This is a genomic window from Amycolatopsis ponsaeliensis (assembly GCF_030182635.1).
Taxonomy (GTDB): Bacteria; Actinomycetota; Actinomycetes; order Mycobacteriales; family Pseudonocardiaceae; genus Amycolatopsis; species Amycolatopsis ponsaeliensis.
Map to the genome: position 1 here is coordinate 98,154 of NZ_JAPZLD010000039.1, position 16,495 is coordinate 114,648.

The 16,495-nt window shown below is 69.1% G+C and carries 9 protein-coding genes; 7 read left to right on the plus strand and 2 right to left on the minus strand.

What is annotated here, in order from left to right:
- Window positions 1-69 precede the first annotated feature (69 nt).
- The 4 genes from QQ657_RS41515 to QQ657_RS41530 all read left to right on the plus strand — a co-directional run bounded on the left by QQ657_RS41515 (window position 70) and on the right by QQ657_RS41530 (window position 10,844).
- Window positions 70-927, plus strand: a complete 858-nt coding sequence (locus QQ657_RS41515; RefSeq protein ID WP_284747843.1) for an ADP-ribosylglycohydrolase family protein — start codon at window positions 70-72, stop codon at window positions 925-927.
- Between the two features lie 776 nt (window positions 928-1,703).
- A complete protein-coding gene (gene rpoB / locus QQ657_RS41520; protein WP_284747844.1) occupies window positions 1,704-5,207 on the plus strand; it encodes a DNA-directed RNA polymerase subunit beta in 3,504 nt (1,167 codons plus the stop codon).
- A gap of 95 nt (window positions 5,208-5,302) precedes the next feature.
- The gene (locus QQ657_RS41525) at window positions 5,303-9,214 is read left to right on the plus strand and encodes a DNA-directed RNA polymerase subunit beta' (RefSeq protein ID WP_284747845.1); all 3,912 of its coding nucleotides are present in this window, start codon (window positions 5,303-5,305) and stop codon (window positions 9,212-9,214) included.
- A 199-nt stretch (window positions 9,215-9,413) separates the two neighbouring features.
- A complete protein-coding gene (locus QQ657_RS41530; RefSeq protein ID WP_284747846.1) occupies window positions 9,414-10,844 on the plus strand; it encodes a SpaA isopeptide-forming pilin-related protein in 1,431 nt (476 codons plus the stop codon).
- A gap of 43 nt (window positions 10,845-10,887) precedes the next feature.
- Here QQ657_RS41530 and QQ657_RS41535 read toward each other — a convergent pair whose 3' ends face one another.
- Both QQ657_RS41535 and QQ657_RS41540 read right to left on the minus strand, forming a co-directional pair.
- Complete coding sequence (locus QQ657_RS41535; protein WP_284747847.1) at window positions 10,888-11,688, minus strand: M15 family metallopeptidase; 801 nt, start codon at window positions 11,686-11,688, stop codon at window positions 10,888-10,890.
- Between the two features lie 42 nt (window positions 11,689-11,730).
- On the minus strand, window positions 11,731-12,237 hold the full coding sequence (locus QQ657_RS41540) for an Lrp/AsnC family transcriptional regulator (RefSeq protein ID WP_284747848.1): 507 nt from the start codon (window positions 12,235-12,237) through the stop codon (window positions 11,731-11,733).
- A gap of 95 nt (window positions 12,238-12,332) precedes the next feature.
- Between QQ657_RS41540 and QQ657_RS41545 the strand changes: the two genes are divergently transcribed.
- The 3 genes from QQ657_RS41545 (at window position 12,333) to QQ657_RS41555 (ending at window position 16,380) form a co-directional block, all read left to right on the plus strand.
- On the plus strand, window positions 12,333-13,511 hold the full coding sequence (locus QQ657_RS41545) for an MFS transporter (RefSeq protein ID WP_284747849.1): 1,179 nt from the start codon (window positions 12,333-12,335) through the stop codon (window positions 13,509-13,511).
- Between the two features lie 61 nt (window positions 13,512-13,572).
- Complete coding sequence (locus QQ657_RS41550; protein ID WP_284747850.1) at window positions 13,573-14,214, plus strand: zinc ribbon domain-containing protein; 642 nt, start codon at window positions 13,573-13,575, stop codon at window positions 14,212-14,214.
- Window positions 14,215-14,523: 309 nt separating this feature from the next.
- Complete coding sequence (locus QQ657_RS41555; protein ID WP_284747851.1) at window positions 14,524-16,380, plus strand: hypothetical protein; 1,857 nt, start codon at window positions 14,524-14,526, stop codon at window positions 16,378-16,380.
- The last annotated feature ends 115 nt before the right edge of the window (window positions 16,381-16,495 follow it).

The following is a 16,495-nucleotide window of genomic DNA, read 5'->3' on the forward strand; positions in this document are numbered from 1 at the left end:
GTGCCGCTCGTCGACGCCGGGGCGCCCGTGAGGGGCAGCGGGCGGTAGTGCCGCGGCTACGCTGGGCCGATGGGATTCGAACAGGCGTACGCCAGCCTCGCCGGCCTTGCCGTCGGTGATGCCTTCGGCGCGCAGATCCTCCTGCCCGGAGACCACCCGGACGTCGCCGGCCGGCTGCTGCCGGCCGCGCCGTGGAACTGGACCGACGACACCGAAATGGCCTGCGCGGTAGTCGACGTCCTGCGGCGGCACGGCCACGTCGACCAGGGCGTCCTCGCCGCCTCGTTCGCCGAGCACCTCGACCCCGGCCGCGGCTACGGCGCCGGGGCGGAGTGGCGCCTGAACCAGATCAAGGCCGGCCGGTCGTGGCAGGAGGTCACCGAGCGGAACGGCCGGGGCTCCTGGGGCAACGGCGGCGCGATGCGCGTGGCGCCGCTGGGGGCGTGGTTCTGCGACAACCTGCCGCAGGCGCTGCGGCAGGCCGAGCTGTCCGCGGTGATCACGCACTCGCACTTCGACGGGGTCGCGGGAGCGGTGGCCGTCGCGGCGGCGGCCGCGCTGCGGGCAGCGTCACCCGGGCTGGCCGGCGCGGACCTGCTGGACGGGGTGATCCCGCTCGTGCCGCCCGGCCGGGTGCGCGACGGGCTGACGTGGGCCCTGAAGTTCTCCGACGCGCGAGAGGTCGCCGCCAAGCTGGGCGCGGGCCGTGAGCTGGCCGCGCACGACACGGTCCCGCTGGCCCTGTGGATCGCTGCCCGCTTCGGCGACAGCTTCGTCGACGCCCTGTGGACGGTGGCCCAGGTGGCCGAGGACGTCGACACGGTGGGCGCCATCGTGGGCGGCGTGCTCGCGGCGGACGGCACGACGGTCCCGGAGAGCTGGCGCGCGGCCTGTGAGCCCCTTCCCGGCTGGCTCGCCGAGTCCTGAGGGGGCTGCGGTGGCCGGCGTCGCCCACACGAGGGAGTGCGGCCGGCCGGGGGAGCGGATCGGGGACGCTCTTAGCGCCTGCGGGTCCGTGGTCGCGGCCGGTGAGCCCGTCCCCGGCCGGCTCGCCGCGTCCTGAGCGGGCGCGGCGGCGAGGCGCGTCCGCAACCGGTCCGGGAGCCGCCCCGGATGCCTTCGAGCCGCTGAGGCGGGCGGGGTGCGTGGGGCAGCTGTGGCGGCGCCCGAGAGGGCTCCGGCCGGTTACCGAAAACCGTCGCGACACGCCGCCGGTGGCGGAACCGGTGCCGTCCGAAGTGGCCTGGAACACAGGTGCGAGCGGGTGCGAAACGAGGAAAAGGCGCAGGTCCAACGCCTCTTACTGGCGCTACCAGCCAGTAGCTGGAAGACTATTCGGCCGCTCACGCTCTGCTGACCTTCTCCAACGCTGCGCCAACCGGCGGGACCCCCGTGTGGCATCTTGACTCTCGGGCCCGGTGGGTTCACGCTTACTCCCGAACGGCGAAACCGGCGGCCCTTGCGGGAGGGACAACCGGCTCGCCTGGAGGCATACCTGAAGACGTCGCGAGGCAGGCTGGGCCCCATCGGGAGAGCCCCCTGGACAGACCGCGCCGTTCGGGCTAGACTGCCTCTTTGCGCTGCCCTCTTTCAGGCTGCCCGGAGCCGGTAGTTAGGATAGTGGGCACACGGCACCCTTGACAGTCGCTGATAGCTGTTGCTATGGCGGCCGTCACCGCTCATTGTCCCCGGAAGGACGCATCTTGGCAGTCTCTCCCGCGAACCAGGCCACTGCTGCGACCACCTCGGCTGAATCTCGCTCGGAGTCCACGGGAATCCCCGGCGCGCCCAAGCGGGTTTCCTTCGCAAAGATTCGCGAACCGCTCAACACCCCCAACCTGCTCGACGTCCAGATCCAGTCGTTCCAGTGGTTCACCGGGGACGAAGCGTGGTTCGAACGCCGTGTCGAAGAAGGTGAAGAAAACCCGGTCGGCGGCCTGGAAGAGGTCCTGAACGAGATCTCCCCGATCGAAGACTTCTCCGGTTCGATGTCCCTGTCCTTCTCCGCCCCGCGCTTCGACGAGGTCAAGGCCTCGATCGAGGAGTGCAAGGACAAGGACATGACGTACGCCGCGCCGCTGTTCGTCACGGCCGAGTTCGTCAACAACAACACGGGCGAGATCAAGAGCCAGACGGTCTTCCTGGGCGACTTCCCGGTCATGACCGACAAGGGCACGTTCATCATCAACGGCACCGAGCGTGTCGTCGTGTCCCAGCTGGTCCGCTCGCCGGGCGTCTACTACTCGAAGGACGTCGACAAGACGACCGACAAGGACGTCTTCAGCGTCCGCGTGATCCCGAGCCGCGGCGCGTGGCTCGAGTTCGACGTCGACAAGCGCGACACCGTCGGCGTCCGGATCGACCGCAAGCGCCGCCAGCCGGTCACCGTGCTGCTGAAGGCCCTGGGCTGGACCACCGAGGCGATCCGCGAGCGCTTCTCCTTCTCGGAGACGCTGCTGGCGACCCTCGAGAAGGACCACACGGCCGGCACCGACGAGGCGCTGCTCGACATCTACCGCAAGCTGCGCCCGGGCGAGCCGCCCACGAAGGAGAGCGCGCAGACCCTGCTGGAGAACCTGTTCTTCAAGGCGAAGCGCTACGACCTGGCGAAGGTCGGCCGGTACAAGGTCAACAAGAAGCTCGGCCTGTCGACGCCCTACGACACCGGGACGCTGACCGAAGAGGACATCGTCACGACCATCGAGTACCTGGTCCGGCTGCACGCCGGCGAGGACAAGCTCGATGCGCAGAACGGCACCGAGATCCCGGTCGAGACGGACGACATCGACCACTTCGGCAACCGCCGCCTGCGCACCGTCGGCGAGCTGATCCAGAACCAGATCCGGGTCGGCCTGTCGCGCACCGAGCGAGTCGTGCGTGAGCGCATGACCACGCAGGACGTCGAGGCGATCACCCCGCAGACCCTGATCAACATCCGCCCGATCGGCGCGGCGATCAAGGAGTTCTTCGGCACCTCGCAGCTGTCGCAGTTCATGGACCAGAACAACCCGCTGTCGGGCCTGACGCACAAGCGTCGTCTGTCGGCCCTCGGCCCGGGTGGTCTGTCCCGTGAGCGCGCCGGCATGGAGGTCCGGGACGTCCACCCGTCGCACTACGGCCGGATGTGCCCGATCGAGACGCCGGAAGGCCCGAACATCGGCCTGATCGGCTCGCTCTGCTCCTACGCGCGGGTCAACCCGTTCGGCTTCATCGAGACGCCGTACCGCAAGGTCGTCGAGGGCCGGGTCACCGACCAGGTCGACTACCTGACCGCGGACGAAGAGGACCGGTACGTCAAGGCCCAGGCCAACGCACCGATCACCGAAGACGGCACCTACGTCGAAGACCGGGTCATGGCCCGCCGCAAGGGCGGCGAGGTCGAGCTGATCGACCCGCTCGACATCGACTACATGGACGTCTCGCCGCGGCAGATGGTCTCGGTCGCGACGGCGATGATCCCGTTCCTCGAGCACGACGACGCGAACCGCGCCCTGATGGGTGCGAACATGCAGCGCCAGGCCGTGCCGCTGCTCCGCAACCAGGCGCCGTACGTCGGCACCGGGGTGGAGCTGCGTGCCGCGGTCGACGCCGGTGACGTGCTCGTCGCCGAGCAGTCCGGTGTCGTCGAGGAGCTCTCGGCGGACCTGATCACGATCATGCACGACGACGGCACGCGGAAGAGCTACGGACTGTACAAGTTCCGCCGCTCGAACCACGGCACCTGCTTCAACCACCGCCCGATCGTCAACGAGGGCGACCGGGTCGAGCAGGGTCAGGTCATCGCCGACGGCCCGTCCACCGAGAACGGTGAGATGGCGCTCGGCAAGAACCTGCTCGTCGCGGTCATGCCGTGGGAGGGCCACAACTACGAGGACGCGATCATCCTCTCCGAGCGCCTGGTGCAGGACGACGTCTTGACGTCGATCCACATCGAGGAGCACGAGATCGACGCCCGCGACACCAAGCTGGGCGCCGAGGAGATCACCCGGGACATCCCGAACGTCTCCGAGGAGGTGCTCGCCGACCTCGACGAGCGCGGCATCATCCGGATCGGTGCCGAGGTCCGCGACGGCGACATCCTGGTCGGCAAGGTCACGCCGAAGGGCGAGACCGAGCTGACGCCGGAAGAGCGCCTGCTCCGCGCGATCTTCGGTGAGAAGGCCCGCGAAGTCCGCGACACCTCGCTGAAGGTGCCGCACGGCGAGACCGGCAAGGTCATCGGCATCCGCGTGTTCTCGCGCGAGGACGACGACGAGCTGCCCCCGGGCGTCAACGAGCTGGTCCGCGTCTACGTGGCCCAGAAGCGCAAGATCCAGCCGGGCGACAAGCTCGCCGGCCGCCACGGCAACAAGGGCGTCATCGGCAAGATCCTGCCGGTCGAGGACATGCCGTTCATGGAGGACGGCACTCCGGTCGACATCATCCTGAACACGCACGGTGTGCCGCGACGGATGAACATCGGCCAGATCCTCGAGCTGCACCTGGGCTGGCTGGCCTCGCAGGGCTGGACGATCGAGGGCGAGCCGGACTGGGCGAAGAACCTCAACGAGGAGCTCTACGACGTCGCGCCCGGCACGAACACCGCGACCCCGGTGTTCGACGGCGCGAAGGAAGAGGAGCTCACCGGGCTGCTCGGGGCGACCAAGCCCAACCGCGACGGCGAGCGCATGGTCAAGGAGAACGGCAAGGCGACCCTGCTGGACGGCCGCTCCGGCGAGCCGTACCCGTACCCGGTCGCGGTCGGCTACATGTACATCCTGAAGCTCCACCACCTGGTCGACGACAAGATCCACGCTCGCTCCACCGGCCCGTACTCGATGATCACGCAGCAGCCGCTGGGTGGTAAGGCGCAGTTCGGTGGCCAGCGCTTCGGTGAGATGGAGTGCTGGGCGATGCAGGCGTACGGCGCTGCCTACACGCTGCAGGAGCTGCTGACGATCAAGTCGGACGACGTGGTCGGCCGCGTCAAGGTGTACGAGGCCATCGTCAAGGGGGAGAACATCCCCGAGCCGGGCATCCCGGAGTCGTTCAAGGTGCTCCTCAAGGAGCTCCAGTCGCTGTGCCTCAACGTCGAGGTGCTCTCCAGCGACGGCTCCTCCATCGAGATGCGCGATTCCGACGACGAGGACCTCGAGCGCGCTGCCGCGAACCTCGGCATCAACCTGTCCCGCAACGAGTCGCCCTCGGTGGACGACGTCGTGCACTGATCGCGAGCTGAGTGAGGAGGGCCGGCCTCCCGCAGGCCCTCCTCACTCGCCCGCCAACCCCTCTAGTCGAATCAACCCCAAGGGGATGCAAAGACGTGCTGGACGTCAATTTCTTCGATGAGCTCCGCATCGGCCTTGCCACCGCTGACGACATCCGCCAGTGGTCCTTCGGTGAGGTGAAGAAGCCGGAGACCATCAACTACCGCACGCTCAAGCCCGAGAAGGACGGCCTCTTCTGCGAGAAGATCTTCGGCCCGACCCGGGACTGGGAGTGCTACTGCGGCAAGTACAAGCGCGTCCGCTTCAAGGGCATCATCTGTGAGCGCTGCGGCGTCGAGGTGACCCGCGCCAAGGTGCGCCGTGAGCGGATGGGCCACATCGAGCTGGCCGCCCCGGTCACCCACATCTGGTACTTCAAGGGTGTTCCGTCCCGCCTGGGCTACCTGCTGGACCTGGCGCCGAAGGACCTCGAAAAGATCATCTACTTCGCTGCTTACGTCATCACGGGCGTGAACACGGAGCTGCGCCACAACGACCTGCCGACCCTCGAGAACGAGATCGGCGTCGAGCGCAAGAACCTCGAGACCAAGCGTGACGCGGACATCGAGACCCGCGCGCAGAAGCTGGAAGCCGACCTGGCCGAGCTGGAGGCGGAGGGCGCCAAGTCCGACGTCCGCCGCAAGGTCAAGGAAGGCGGCGAGCGCGAGATGCGCCAGCTGCGTGACCGCGCCGGTCGCGAGCTGGACCGCCTCGAGGAGGTCTGGACGACCTTCACGAAGCTCGACACCCGTCAGCTGATCGCCGACGAGCTGCTCTACCGCGAGCTCGTCGACCGCTACGGCGAGTACTTCACCGGCGGCATGGGCGCGGAGGCCATCCAGAAGCTGGCCACCGAGTTCGACGTCGCGGCCGAGGCCGACAACCTGCGCGACACGATCCGCAACGGCAAGGGGCAGAAGAAGCTCCGCGCGCTGAAGCGGCTCAAGGTCGTCGCGGCGTTCCAGGCCACCGGCAACGACCCGCGCGGCATGGTGCTCGACGCCGTCCCGGTCATCCCGCCGGACCTGCGCCCGATGGTGCAGCTGGACGGTGGCCGCTTCGCGACCTCCGACCTGAACGACCTGTACCGCCGGGTGATCAACCGGAACAACCGCCTCAAGCGGCTGATCGACCTCGGCGCGCCCGAGATCATCGTCAACAACGAGAAGCGGATGCTGCAGGAGGCCGTCGACGCGCTGTTCGACAACGGCCGCCGCGGGCGTCCGGTCACCGGCCCGGGCAACCGGCCGCTGAAGTCGCTGTCCGACCTCCTCAAGGGCAAGCAGGGCCGGTTCCGCCAGAACCTGCTCGGCAAGCGCGTCGACTACTCGGGCCGTTCGGTCATCATCGTCGGCCCGCAGCTGAAGCTGCACCAGTGCGGCCTGCCGAAGGACATGGCGCTCGAGCTGTTCAAGCCGTTCGTCATGAAGCGGCTGGTCGACCTGAACCACGCGCAGAACATCAAGTCCGCCAAGCGGATGGTGGAGCGCTCGCGGCCGCAGGTGTGGGACGTGCTGGAAGAGGTCATCACCGGCCACCCGGTGATGCTGAACCGCGCGCCGACGCTGCACCGCCTCGGCATCCAGGCCTTCGAGCCGCAGCTGGTCGAGGGCAAGGCCATCCAGCTGCACCCGCTGGTCTGCGAGGCGTTCAACGCGGACTTCGACGGTGACCAGATGGCGGTGCACCTGCCGCTGTCGGCCGAGGCGCAGGCCGAGGCCCGGATCCTGATGCTGTCGGCGAACAACATCCTGTCGCCGGCGTCGGGCCGTCCGCTCGCCATGCCGCGACTGGACATGGTGACGGGCCTGTTCCACCTGACCCGCCTCAACGAGAAGGCCGAAGGCGCGGGCGGCGCGTACTCCTCGCCGGCCGAGGCCATCATGGCCTTCGACCGCAAGGCGCTGGGCCTGCACGCCCCGATCAAGATCCGCGTCGCGGACCGTCAGCCGGCGAAGGCCGACGAGGCGCGGCTCGCGGAAAAGGGCTGGGAGCCGGGCAAGACCTGGCTGGCCGAGACGACCCTGGGCCGCGTGCTGTTCAACGAGCTGCTGCCGGCGGACTACCCGTTCATCAACGAGCCGATGCCGAAGAAGCGTCAGGCCGCGATCGTGAACGACCTCGCCGAGCGGTACTCGATGACCCAGGTCGCGCAGACCCTGGACCGCCTGAAGGACGCCGGGTTCTACTGGGCGACCCGCTCGGGCGTCACCGTCGCCATCTCGGACGTGCTCACCCCGGTGGGCAAGGCCGCCATCCTCGACGAGTACGAGGGCAAGGCCTCCCAGGTGGAGAAGCGCTACCAGCGTGGTCAGCTGTCGCACACCGAGCGCAACAACGAGCTCGTCAAGGTGTGGACGCAGGCCACCGAAGAGGTCCACAAGATCATGGAGACGGCGCTGCCGGACGACAACCCGATCGCCATGATCGTGAAGTCGGGTGCGGCGGGCAACATGACGCAGGTCCGGTCGCTGGCCGGCATGCGTGGCCTGGTGTCGAACCCGAAGGGTGAGTACATCCCGCGTCCGATCAAGGCCAACTTCCGTGAAGGCCTGTCGGTGGCGGAGTACTTCATCGCGACGCACGGTGCCCGGAAGGGCCTGGCGGACACGGCGCTGCGTACCGCCGACTCGGGTTACCTGACCCGTCGTCTGGTGGACGTCTCGCAGGACGTCATCGTCCGCGAGGTCGACTGCGGCACCACCCGCGGCATCATGATGCCGATCGGCGAGGACATCGGCGACGGCAAGGTGCTGCGCGACCAGCACGTCGAGACCAGCGTGTACGCGCGGAACCTCGCGACGGACGCGGTGGACGCCAAGGGCAACGTCGTGCTCAACGGCGGCGACGACATCGGCGACCCGGCTCTCGACAAGCTGATCTCCAGCGGCATCTCGAAGGTCAAGGTCCGCTCGGTGCTGACCTGCGAGTCGGCCGTCGGCATCTGCGCGACCTGCTACGGCCGCTCGATGGCGACCGGTCTGCTCGTCGACGTCGGCGAGGCCGTGGGTATCGTCGCGGCCCAGTCGATCGGTGAGCCGGGTACGCAGCTGACGATGCGTACGTTCCACCAGGGTGGTGTCGCCGGTGACGACATCACGACCGGTCTGCCCCGTGTGCAGGAGCTCTTCGAAGCTCGTGTCCCGAAGGGCAAGGCGCCGATCGCCGACGTCGATGGCCGCGTGCGCATCGAGGAGAGCGAGCGGTTCTGGAAGATCACGCTGATCCCGGACGACGGTGGCGAAGAGATCGTCTTCGACAAGCTGTCCAAGCGTCAGCGGCTCGCGAACACCCCGAACGGCCCGCTGGGCGACGGTGACCACGTCAACGTCGGGCAGCAGCTGCTCGAGGGCACCCCGGACCCGCACGAGGTCCTGCGCGTGATGGGCCCGCGTGAGGCGCAGATGCACCTCACCGACGAGGTCCAGAAGGTGTACCGGGCCCAGGGTGTGTCGATCCACGACAAGCACATCGAGGTCATCGTCCGGCAGATGCTGCGCCGGGTGACGGTCATCGATTCGGGTGGCACGGACTTCCTGCCGGGCGAGCTGCCCGAGCGGACCAAGTTCGAGGCACGCAACCGCTCGACGGTTTCCGAAGGCGGCGAGCCGGCTTCGGGTCGTCCGGTGCTGATGGGGATCACGAAGGCGTCGCTCACCACGGACTCGTGGCTGTCGGCGGCGTCGTTCCAGGAGACCACGCGCGTCCTGACCGACGCGGCCATCAACGGCCGCTCGGACCGGCTCGTGGGCCTCAAGGAGAACGTGATCATCGGTAAGCTGATCCCGGCCGGTACGGGCATCAACAAGTACCGCAACATCCAGGTGCAGCCGACGGAAGAGGCCCGGGTCGCGGCGTACGCGATCCCGTCCTACGACGACGGTTACTACACCCCGGACGTGTTCGGTACGGGCACCGGTGCCGCGGTTCCGCTGGACGACTACGACTTCGGCCGCGACTTCCGCTGACGAAGCTGATCCACGAGAAAGGCCCCTGCCGGGTTTCCGGTGGGGGCCTTTCCCGTTGTGTCCGGAACCGGCCAATCGGCCGCGGACACTGTTCCCCTTTTGCCCGCTGTGGTTACAGTGAGGTGGTTCTGCGCGATTCGGGGGCTTTGCGCGTTCCAGCGGGTAGCAGGGGGAGACTGCTTTGACCAATCGATTTGTCATGCGTTCAGCCGGGCGAAGAGCGGCGGTTCTGCTCGCCGTGCTCGTCACGGCGATGGCTACGTTGACCAGTGCGTTCGCGGCTCCGGCGGGAGCGGCCGGGGGCCGGATCGACGTTTCGGTCACTTTCGACAAGCCGTCCTACGGGACCGGCGACGAGGTTCGTGCCACGGTCAAGCTGACGAACAACAACTCCGGCCGGGCAGCCGGGCTCACGGTTTTCCAGGACTTCGACCCGATCGACCTGTTCGTTCCCTACGGCGGCTGGGGTGTGCTCCAGAATCGGCCGGGGTTGACGCTCGAGTCCGGTCAGACGTTCGAGCTGACGGTGTCCGGGCAGGTCCGGGACCCCGAGCAGACCACGACGGCCCTGCGCGGCACCGTGTTCGACGAGACCGGCTTCGGGGTCGGGTCGTTCGACTCCCGGGTGCCGGTCACGAGGGTGCCCGGCCGCGCGACGGGTGTCTTTTACGCGGACCGGAACGGCGACGGTGTCCTCGACGCCGGCGAACCGCTCGCCGGCGCCGAGCTCACCCTGCGGTACGTCACCGGCACCAGGAACTACACGGCCACGAGCGACGCCGAAGGGAAGTTCACCTTCGACGTCCCGGCGGGGGACTACACCCTGGGCGGTGACGTCGTCGACGGCTGGCTGGTCCGCTGGCAGACCGTCCGGATCGACCCGGACACCCCGGACCTGCTCGTCCGCGGCGCGCCGCCGTTGAACGGCGCGCTGACCGCGCAGTTGGCGTTCACGCAGGACACCTACCAGCCGGGCGACCTGGCGCACCTCACCGTGACGCTGGCCAACTCGGGCACTACCCCGCTCATCGGCATCGTGGCCGCGTGCAACCGCATCGGTGACGGCCACCTTCTGAACGGGACCGGCCCCGGCTGGGGCGATCTCGTGTGGAATCGCGGCGTGACGATCGCCGCGGGCGAAACGCGCACCTTCGACGTGTCCGAGACGGTGCCGCAGGCATCCCTCAACCGCGGCAAGGTCGTTGCCGCCTGCGACTTCGGGTACAGCGAAGTCGACATCGAGAACCACGTGAACGCCCGCGTCGAAGCCGCCGTGCCCGGCGGCAAGGCCGTCGTCGAGGGCACCATCGGAGTCATCGACGACCGGGGCGAGGTGACGCGGGGGCTGGCCGGAACCGAGGTTGTGCTGGTGTCCGACCGGCACTGCCCGGTCACCGGCCGGCGCACCAGTGACGAGAACGGGCACTTCCTCTTCGAGGACGTGGCTCCCGGGCCCGCCTACCAGCTGTACTTCCTGACGCCGTCAGGCTGGAAGACGAAGTACGAGAACCCGACGGGCATCGAGGTCCAGGGTCCGCCGGAGAACCACTCCGCGTACCGGATCGCCGCCGAAGAGGGGGACGCGCCGCAACCGGAGGTGCCGGTCAACCCCGCGGACTGCGCGCGGTGACGGGCAGCGCCCCGGTCCACAGTGGACCGGGGCGCTTTGCGTTTCAGCGGACGCTGTGGCGCGACACCGGGAAGTCGAAGTAGGTGTCCGGGAACGGCTCGCCGTCGAGGGTGTAATGCCACCACTCCTCGGGCAGGTTGTGGAAGCCCGCCGCGATCATGGTGTCCCGCAGCAGGTCGCGGTTCTGCCGCGCGACGCCGGTGATCGCCGGGTTGTCGGTGTGGGCGAGCGGGTCGAAGCAGTCGTAGCCGGTGCCCATGTCGACCATGTTGTCGGGGAAGCGCTGGTTCCGCGGCGCGAAGCACGGCACGAGCGGCTCGCCGGGGAAGTAGGGGCGTTGGAACCGCGGCGGGAGCTTCACGATGGTCAGGTCCATCGTGCTGCCGCGGCTGTGCCCGGACTTCTCGGCGATGTACCCCTCTTCGAACAGCCGGTCCTTCGCGACGTTCGGGTAGAACTCGGCCTTCATCTTCTCGTCGGCGAGGTCCTTCGCCCACCGCACGAAGTGGTCGACCGCGCGCTGCGGGCGGTAGCAGTCGTAGACCTTGAGGGTGTAGCCCTGCTGCCTCAACCGAGCCTGGGCCTGCCGCAGGCCTTCGGCGGCCTGCCGGGTCAGGATGCAGGTGGGTTCGAGGTAGCCGTCGATACGCCGGCCGACGAAGTTGTGCCGGGTGGCGTAGCGGATGTCCTGCAGGATCGACGGCGCGACGTCGGAGAGGGCGACGAACCCGGCGGGGGCGGCCGGCGGCGCGGCTTGGGCGGTGGCGGTGGCGGGGACGGCGAGGGTGGCCAAGGTGGTGAGGGTGACGGCCAGGGCACGCACCCTCCGAGTCAAGATCGGCATACCTCTCATCTAGCAGGTAATCGCTCCACGATCAGCCGCCGCTCAGGGTGAAACCCAGCCTTCCGACGTCGTCGCGCGCAGGAAGTCGTCCGAAGGCGGCTGCACCGGGCGTCCCTCGAACTGCGTCGACAGCACCACCGACGACCGCAGCTCGCCGTGCTTGCCGAGCCGTTCCAGCAGCCCTTCGAAGTGCTCGAGCGAGGCCGCGCGGATCTTCAGCATCGTGCAGTGGTCGCCGGACAGCCGGTGGATCTCGACGACCTCCGGGTAGTCCTCGGACTTCGACGTCTTCAGCAGGCAGCTGCTCAGCGCGCACCGCATCTCGACGAACGCCTGCAGCGGCTGGCCCGCGCGCCGCCCGTCGACCTGCGCGCGGTAGCCGGTGATCACGCCGGTCTCCTCCAGCCGCCGCACCCGCTCGGCCACCGCCGGCGCCGAGAGGTTGATGCGCCGGCCCAGCTCCTTGAACGACAGCCGCCCGTCGGCCTGCAGCAGGTCGAGCAGCCGCCAGTCGACGTCGTCCAGTGGCTTTTCCGAACGGAAGGTCATGGGCCCCATCTTCCTGCCGAACCGCTGCCGTGGCGACGGATTTGCCGTTGATCGCCCCTTCGAAAGACCGGCGCGAGTTCCTAAAGTTGCTGGTCATGGGGACTTCCACGGTGACCGGCCGGGCTCGGTCGATGGGCGCGCTGTTCGCCGGCGTCGCACTGCTCAACACGGCCACGGTCGGCCTGAGCACCGCGGCGACGCTGATCGTCGCCGCGGGCAGCGGACCGGGCTGGAGCGGGCTGCCGAGCGTCGCGAACGTGCTCGGCACGGCCGCCGGCGCGTTCGGCGCGGGGCTGCTGCTGCCGGTGTACGGCCGCCGCCGCGTGCTGGTCGCGGGCTACGGCGTCGCCGCGGCCGGCGCGTCGATCGCGTTCGCCGGCGCGCTGACGACGTCGCTCGTACCGCTCCTGCTCGGCATCCTGCTGGTCGGCCTCGGCAACGGCGGCGCGCAGCTGTCGCGGTACCTGGCCGCGGATCTCTACCCGGAGGAACGCCGGGGCCGCGCGCTGTCGAACGTCGTGTGGGCCGGGACGGTCGGTGCACTCGCCGGACCGGCGCTGATGGCCCCGGCGGCGGACGTCGTCACCGGGTTCGGCTGGCCGTCGCTGTCCGGGCCGGTCGCGGTCGCGGTGCTGGCCACGGCGGGCGCCGCGCTGGCGGCCGCGTTCCTGCCACGGCACGTCCCGCTCCCGCCGGAGAAGCCGGTGGCCGCGGTCGCCCCGGTGCGGCCGGCCGGCGTCGCGCGGCCGCTGGTCGCGATGGTCGCCGCGCAGCTGACGATGGTCGCGGTGATGACCATGACGCCGCTGCAGCTGGAGAACCACGGGCACGGTCTCGACGTCGTCGGCTGGGTGCTGAGCGCGCACCTGTTCGGCATGTTCGCGCTGGCGCCGCTGTCCGGCCGGATCGCCGACCGCTGGGGCCCGCGCGTCACGATCAACGCGGGGCTGGGCGTCCTGGCGCTGTCGACGGCGACCGCGCTCGCCGCGCCGACCGCGCACACGTCCGGCCTGCCGGTCGCGTTGTTCCTGCTGGGGTACGGCTGGAACCTGGTGTTCGTCGGCGGCAGCGCGCAGCTGAGCCGCGACCTCGCGCCCGAGACGCGCAGCCGCATGCAGGGCACGGTCGACGCGGTGGTCTGGTCCGCGTCCGCTTTGGCCGGTTTGGGGTCGGGACAGCTGTTTGCGGGCGGCGGATACGCGCTCGTCGCGGTCGTCGGCGGCGTGCTGGCGCTGCTTCCGTTGGCCCTGCTGGTATCCCGTGACGGCCGGTAGCCGGGCCGTTGTCGGCAAATCTTCCGTCGCCGTGGTGGCGGTGCGCTGGCGAAGATGGGCCGTGGCTGACTCTGTGCCCTTCACGGACAACTTCTCGGACCTCTCGAACACGCAGGGGTACCAGTTCGAGTTCCGCTGCGAACGCTGCGGGAACGGGTTCCGTTCCGCGTTCCAGCGCGACACCATGGAAACCGGGCGAAGCGTGCTTCGCACGGTCGGCTCGTTCTTCGGCGGGACGCTGCGGGACCTGAGCAACTCGGCCGACCAGTGGCGCTACGACCGCGCGACCAACTCGCCCGCGAAGGACCGCGCGCTCGCGGCGGCGGTCAAGGAGATCACGCCGAGCTTCCGCCAGTGCCGTGGCTGCAGCGACTGGATGTGCCACGACCAGTGCTGGAACGAGGAGATCGGCCAGTGCCTGCGCTGCTCGCCGAGCGTCGCCGAGGAGATCTCGCGCGCGCAGGCGTCGGCCCAGCGCGACCAGATCTGGGACAAGGCCCGCGAGAAGGACTGGACGTCCGACCTCGACCTCGACACCCGGGCCAAGGTCACCTGCCCGGGCTGCGGCCTCAAGGCCGAAGGCGGGAAGTTCTGCTCGTCGTGCGGGACTTCGCTCGCGCTGAAGGTCCGCTGCGGCGGCTGCGGGAGCGAGGGCAACAAGCCCGGCGCGCTGTTCTGCTCGGACTGTGGCGCCAAAATTTGACCGAAGTTCCCGGCACTTCATAACGAATTCGTAACTCGCAGCCCCGGCGTTCAGGCGCCGGGGCTGCGCCATTGTGACCAACCGTGACACCGCCGGTTGGCCCACGTCGTTCACTCACCCATTCGGCGCAGTGGGTCCCGTCAAATCGGCCCACGTCGTGGGAGATTGACCCGATTGGGGCGAGTCTCATTCTTTGATCACGGCTGGACGCTTTGCCCGCTTGGCGCGAATATCCCGTTCAGATCTGCTGACGTCAGATTTCCGTTGTGCCCCAACGGTTTCCGTTCGTGGTGAAGAACAGGGAGAACCATGCGATCAACTCCGTCGCGCCCGGGCCGGTGGCGAAAGGTGGTGACCGGCGCCGCCGCGCTCGCTCTCGCGGTCGGCGCCGTCACGTACACCGGTTCGTCCACCGGCGCCTACGCCGACGTGCAGACCGTCACCGACGCGAAGACCGCGTCCGACGGCAAGCAGTACTGGGTGCAGAACCACCTGGTGAGCAAGGATCTCGCCGCGCAGAGCCGGGCAGCGAGCGGCACGCCCAAGAAATGGCTGCTCGTCTGGGCCGGTGACGAGAACATCGCCGACACGCTCGTCAAGGACGTCAAGAACTTGCCGGGCACCCTCGGCGGTGGCCTCAACAAGCTCAAGAACGCCTTGCCTGGCCCGGACTTCCTCGCCGTGATCGACGCGACGCAGGGATCGCCGACCTACGGCAAGGTCGTCAACACCGCCACCGTCGGGCCGCTGGTCGAGAACGAGCCGCACCACATGCAGTACGTGTGGCACCAAGGCGACACCATCTACGCGGGCGCGCTGTTCGCCGCGGCGACGTACGCCTTCGACGTCAGCGCCTTGCCGCAGCTGAAGCTCAAGGGCGTCAGCCTCCCGACGAACACCCTCGGCGGCAGCGTCCCGGACGCCTACTGGGTGCTCAAGGACGGCACCGCGTACGGCACGTACATGGGCGGCCCGGTCGTGCCCGGCCCGCACTCCTACGCCGACGGCTCCACCCAGATCGGCAACGGCTTCGCGGGCAGCCCCGGCGAGGTCGTCCACTTCGGACAGAACGCCGAAGTCCTGTCGGAGTCCCCGGCGGCGACCCCGCAGGGCGACAACCAGAAGCTCTGCGACAACCTGCCGCAGCTGGGCAAGCCGACGTGCGCCAACCCGCACGGCATCCAGGCCCGCGAGGACCTGAACACGCTCGTCACGAGCGACTACGCCGAGCCGCGCAACATCATCCTCGACCCGGTGAAGCAGCCGTCGCCGTACCTGCGCCGGCCGACCGTGCGGACCTGGGACATCTCCGACCGCAACCACCCGAAGCTGAAGTCGGTGTCGTACCTGCAGGACGGCCCGCGTGCCGATCCGGCCGACCCGCTGCACGCCGAGAGCCGCGCGGTCATGGAGACCACGGTGACGAACCTGCCGGGGCACAAGGGTGCGTTCGCCCAGACCATGCAGGGCGGCGCGGTGTTCTACACGCCGGACATCACCGCGGCCGAGCCGCACTGGATCGAGGTGTTCGACGACGGTGCCGCCAACAAGTCCATCTACGCGAACAACGACTCCAACGGCGCCAGCTCCAACGGCGGCTGGATCCAGACCAGCCCGGACGACAAGTACCTCTACCGCGCGATCGTCGGGCGGCAGAAGGGCACCCTCTCGGCCGACGACCCCGGCACCACCGGCGGCGTCTACGTCCTCGACATCCAGAAGCTGCTCGCCGCGGGCGACAAGGTCGAAGACATCCAGGGCCGGGTCGACACCAAGGCGAAGGCGCAGCAGGGCGGAGGCGGCGACCTGCCGACCGTCGTCGGCGCGGCCCCGGTCAACCCCGGCACGCCGGGGGCGGGCCCGCACTGGGGCGCCTACGACAACTGGGCGCTCGGCAGCGACGGTTTCTACCACGAAACCACGTCGCCGCAGCACCTCGCGGTGTCGAACTACTTCGTCGCGCGGTCCGGTTTGGACGGTGACCACAAGGTCAACCTGCTGAACCTGGGTCCGGACGGGAAGGTCGCGGTCGACCAGAACTTCCGGGACGAGTTCACCGGGCAGGTCGGCATCAACTTCAACCGCAAGTCGTGGCCGCACGGGGACTTCGGCAACGCCAAGCCGCACTCCGAGCTGTTCGTGGTCGCGGACGCGGACATCAAGTAGTCCCGGTGGGGGGGGGGGGGGGGGGGGGTGAGTGCGGTTAGGAATCGCCAGACCCCCCCCCGGGGGGGGAGGGGGGGCGAGAGACCCCACCACCCCCACCGCCCCCCCAGCGGTG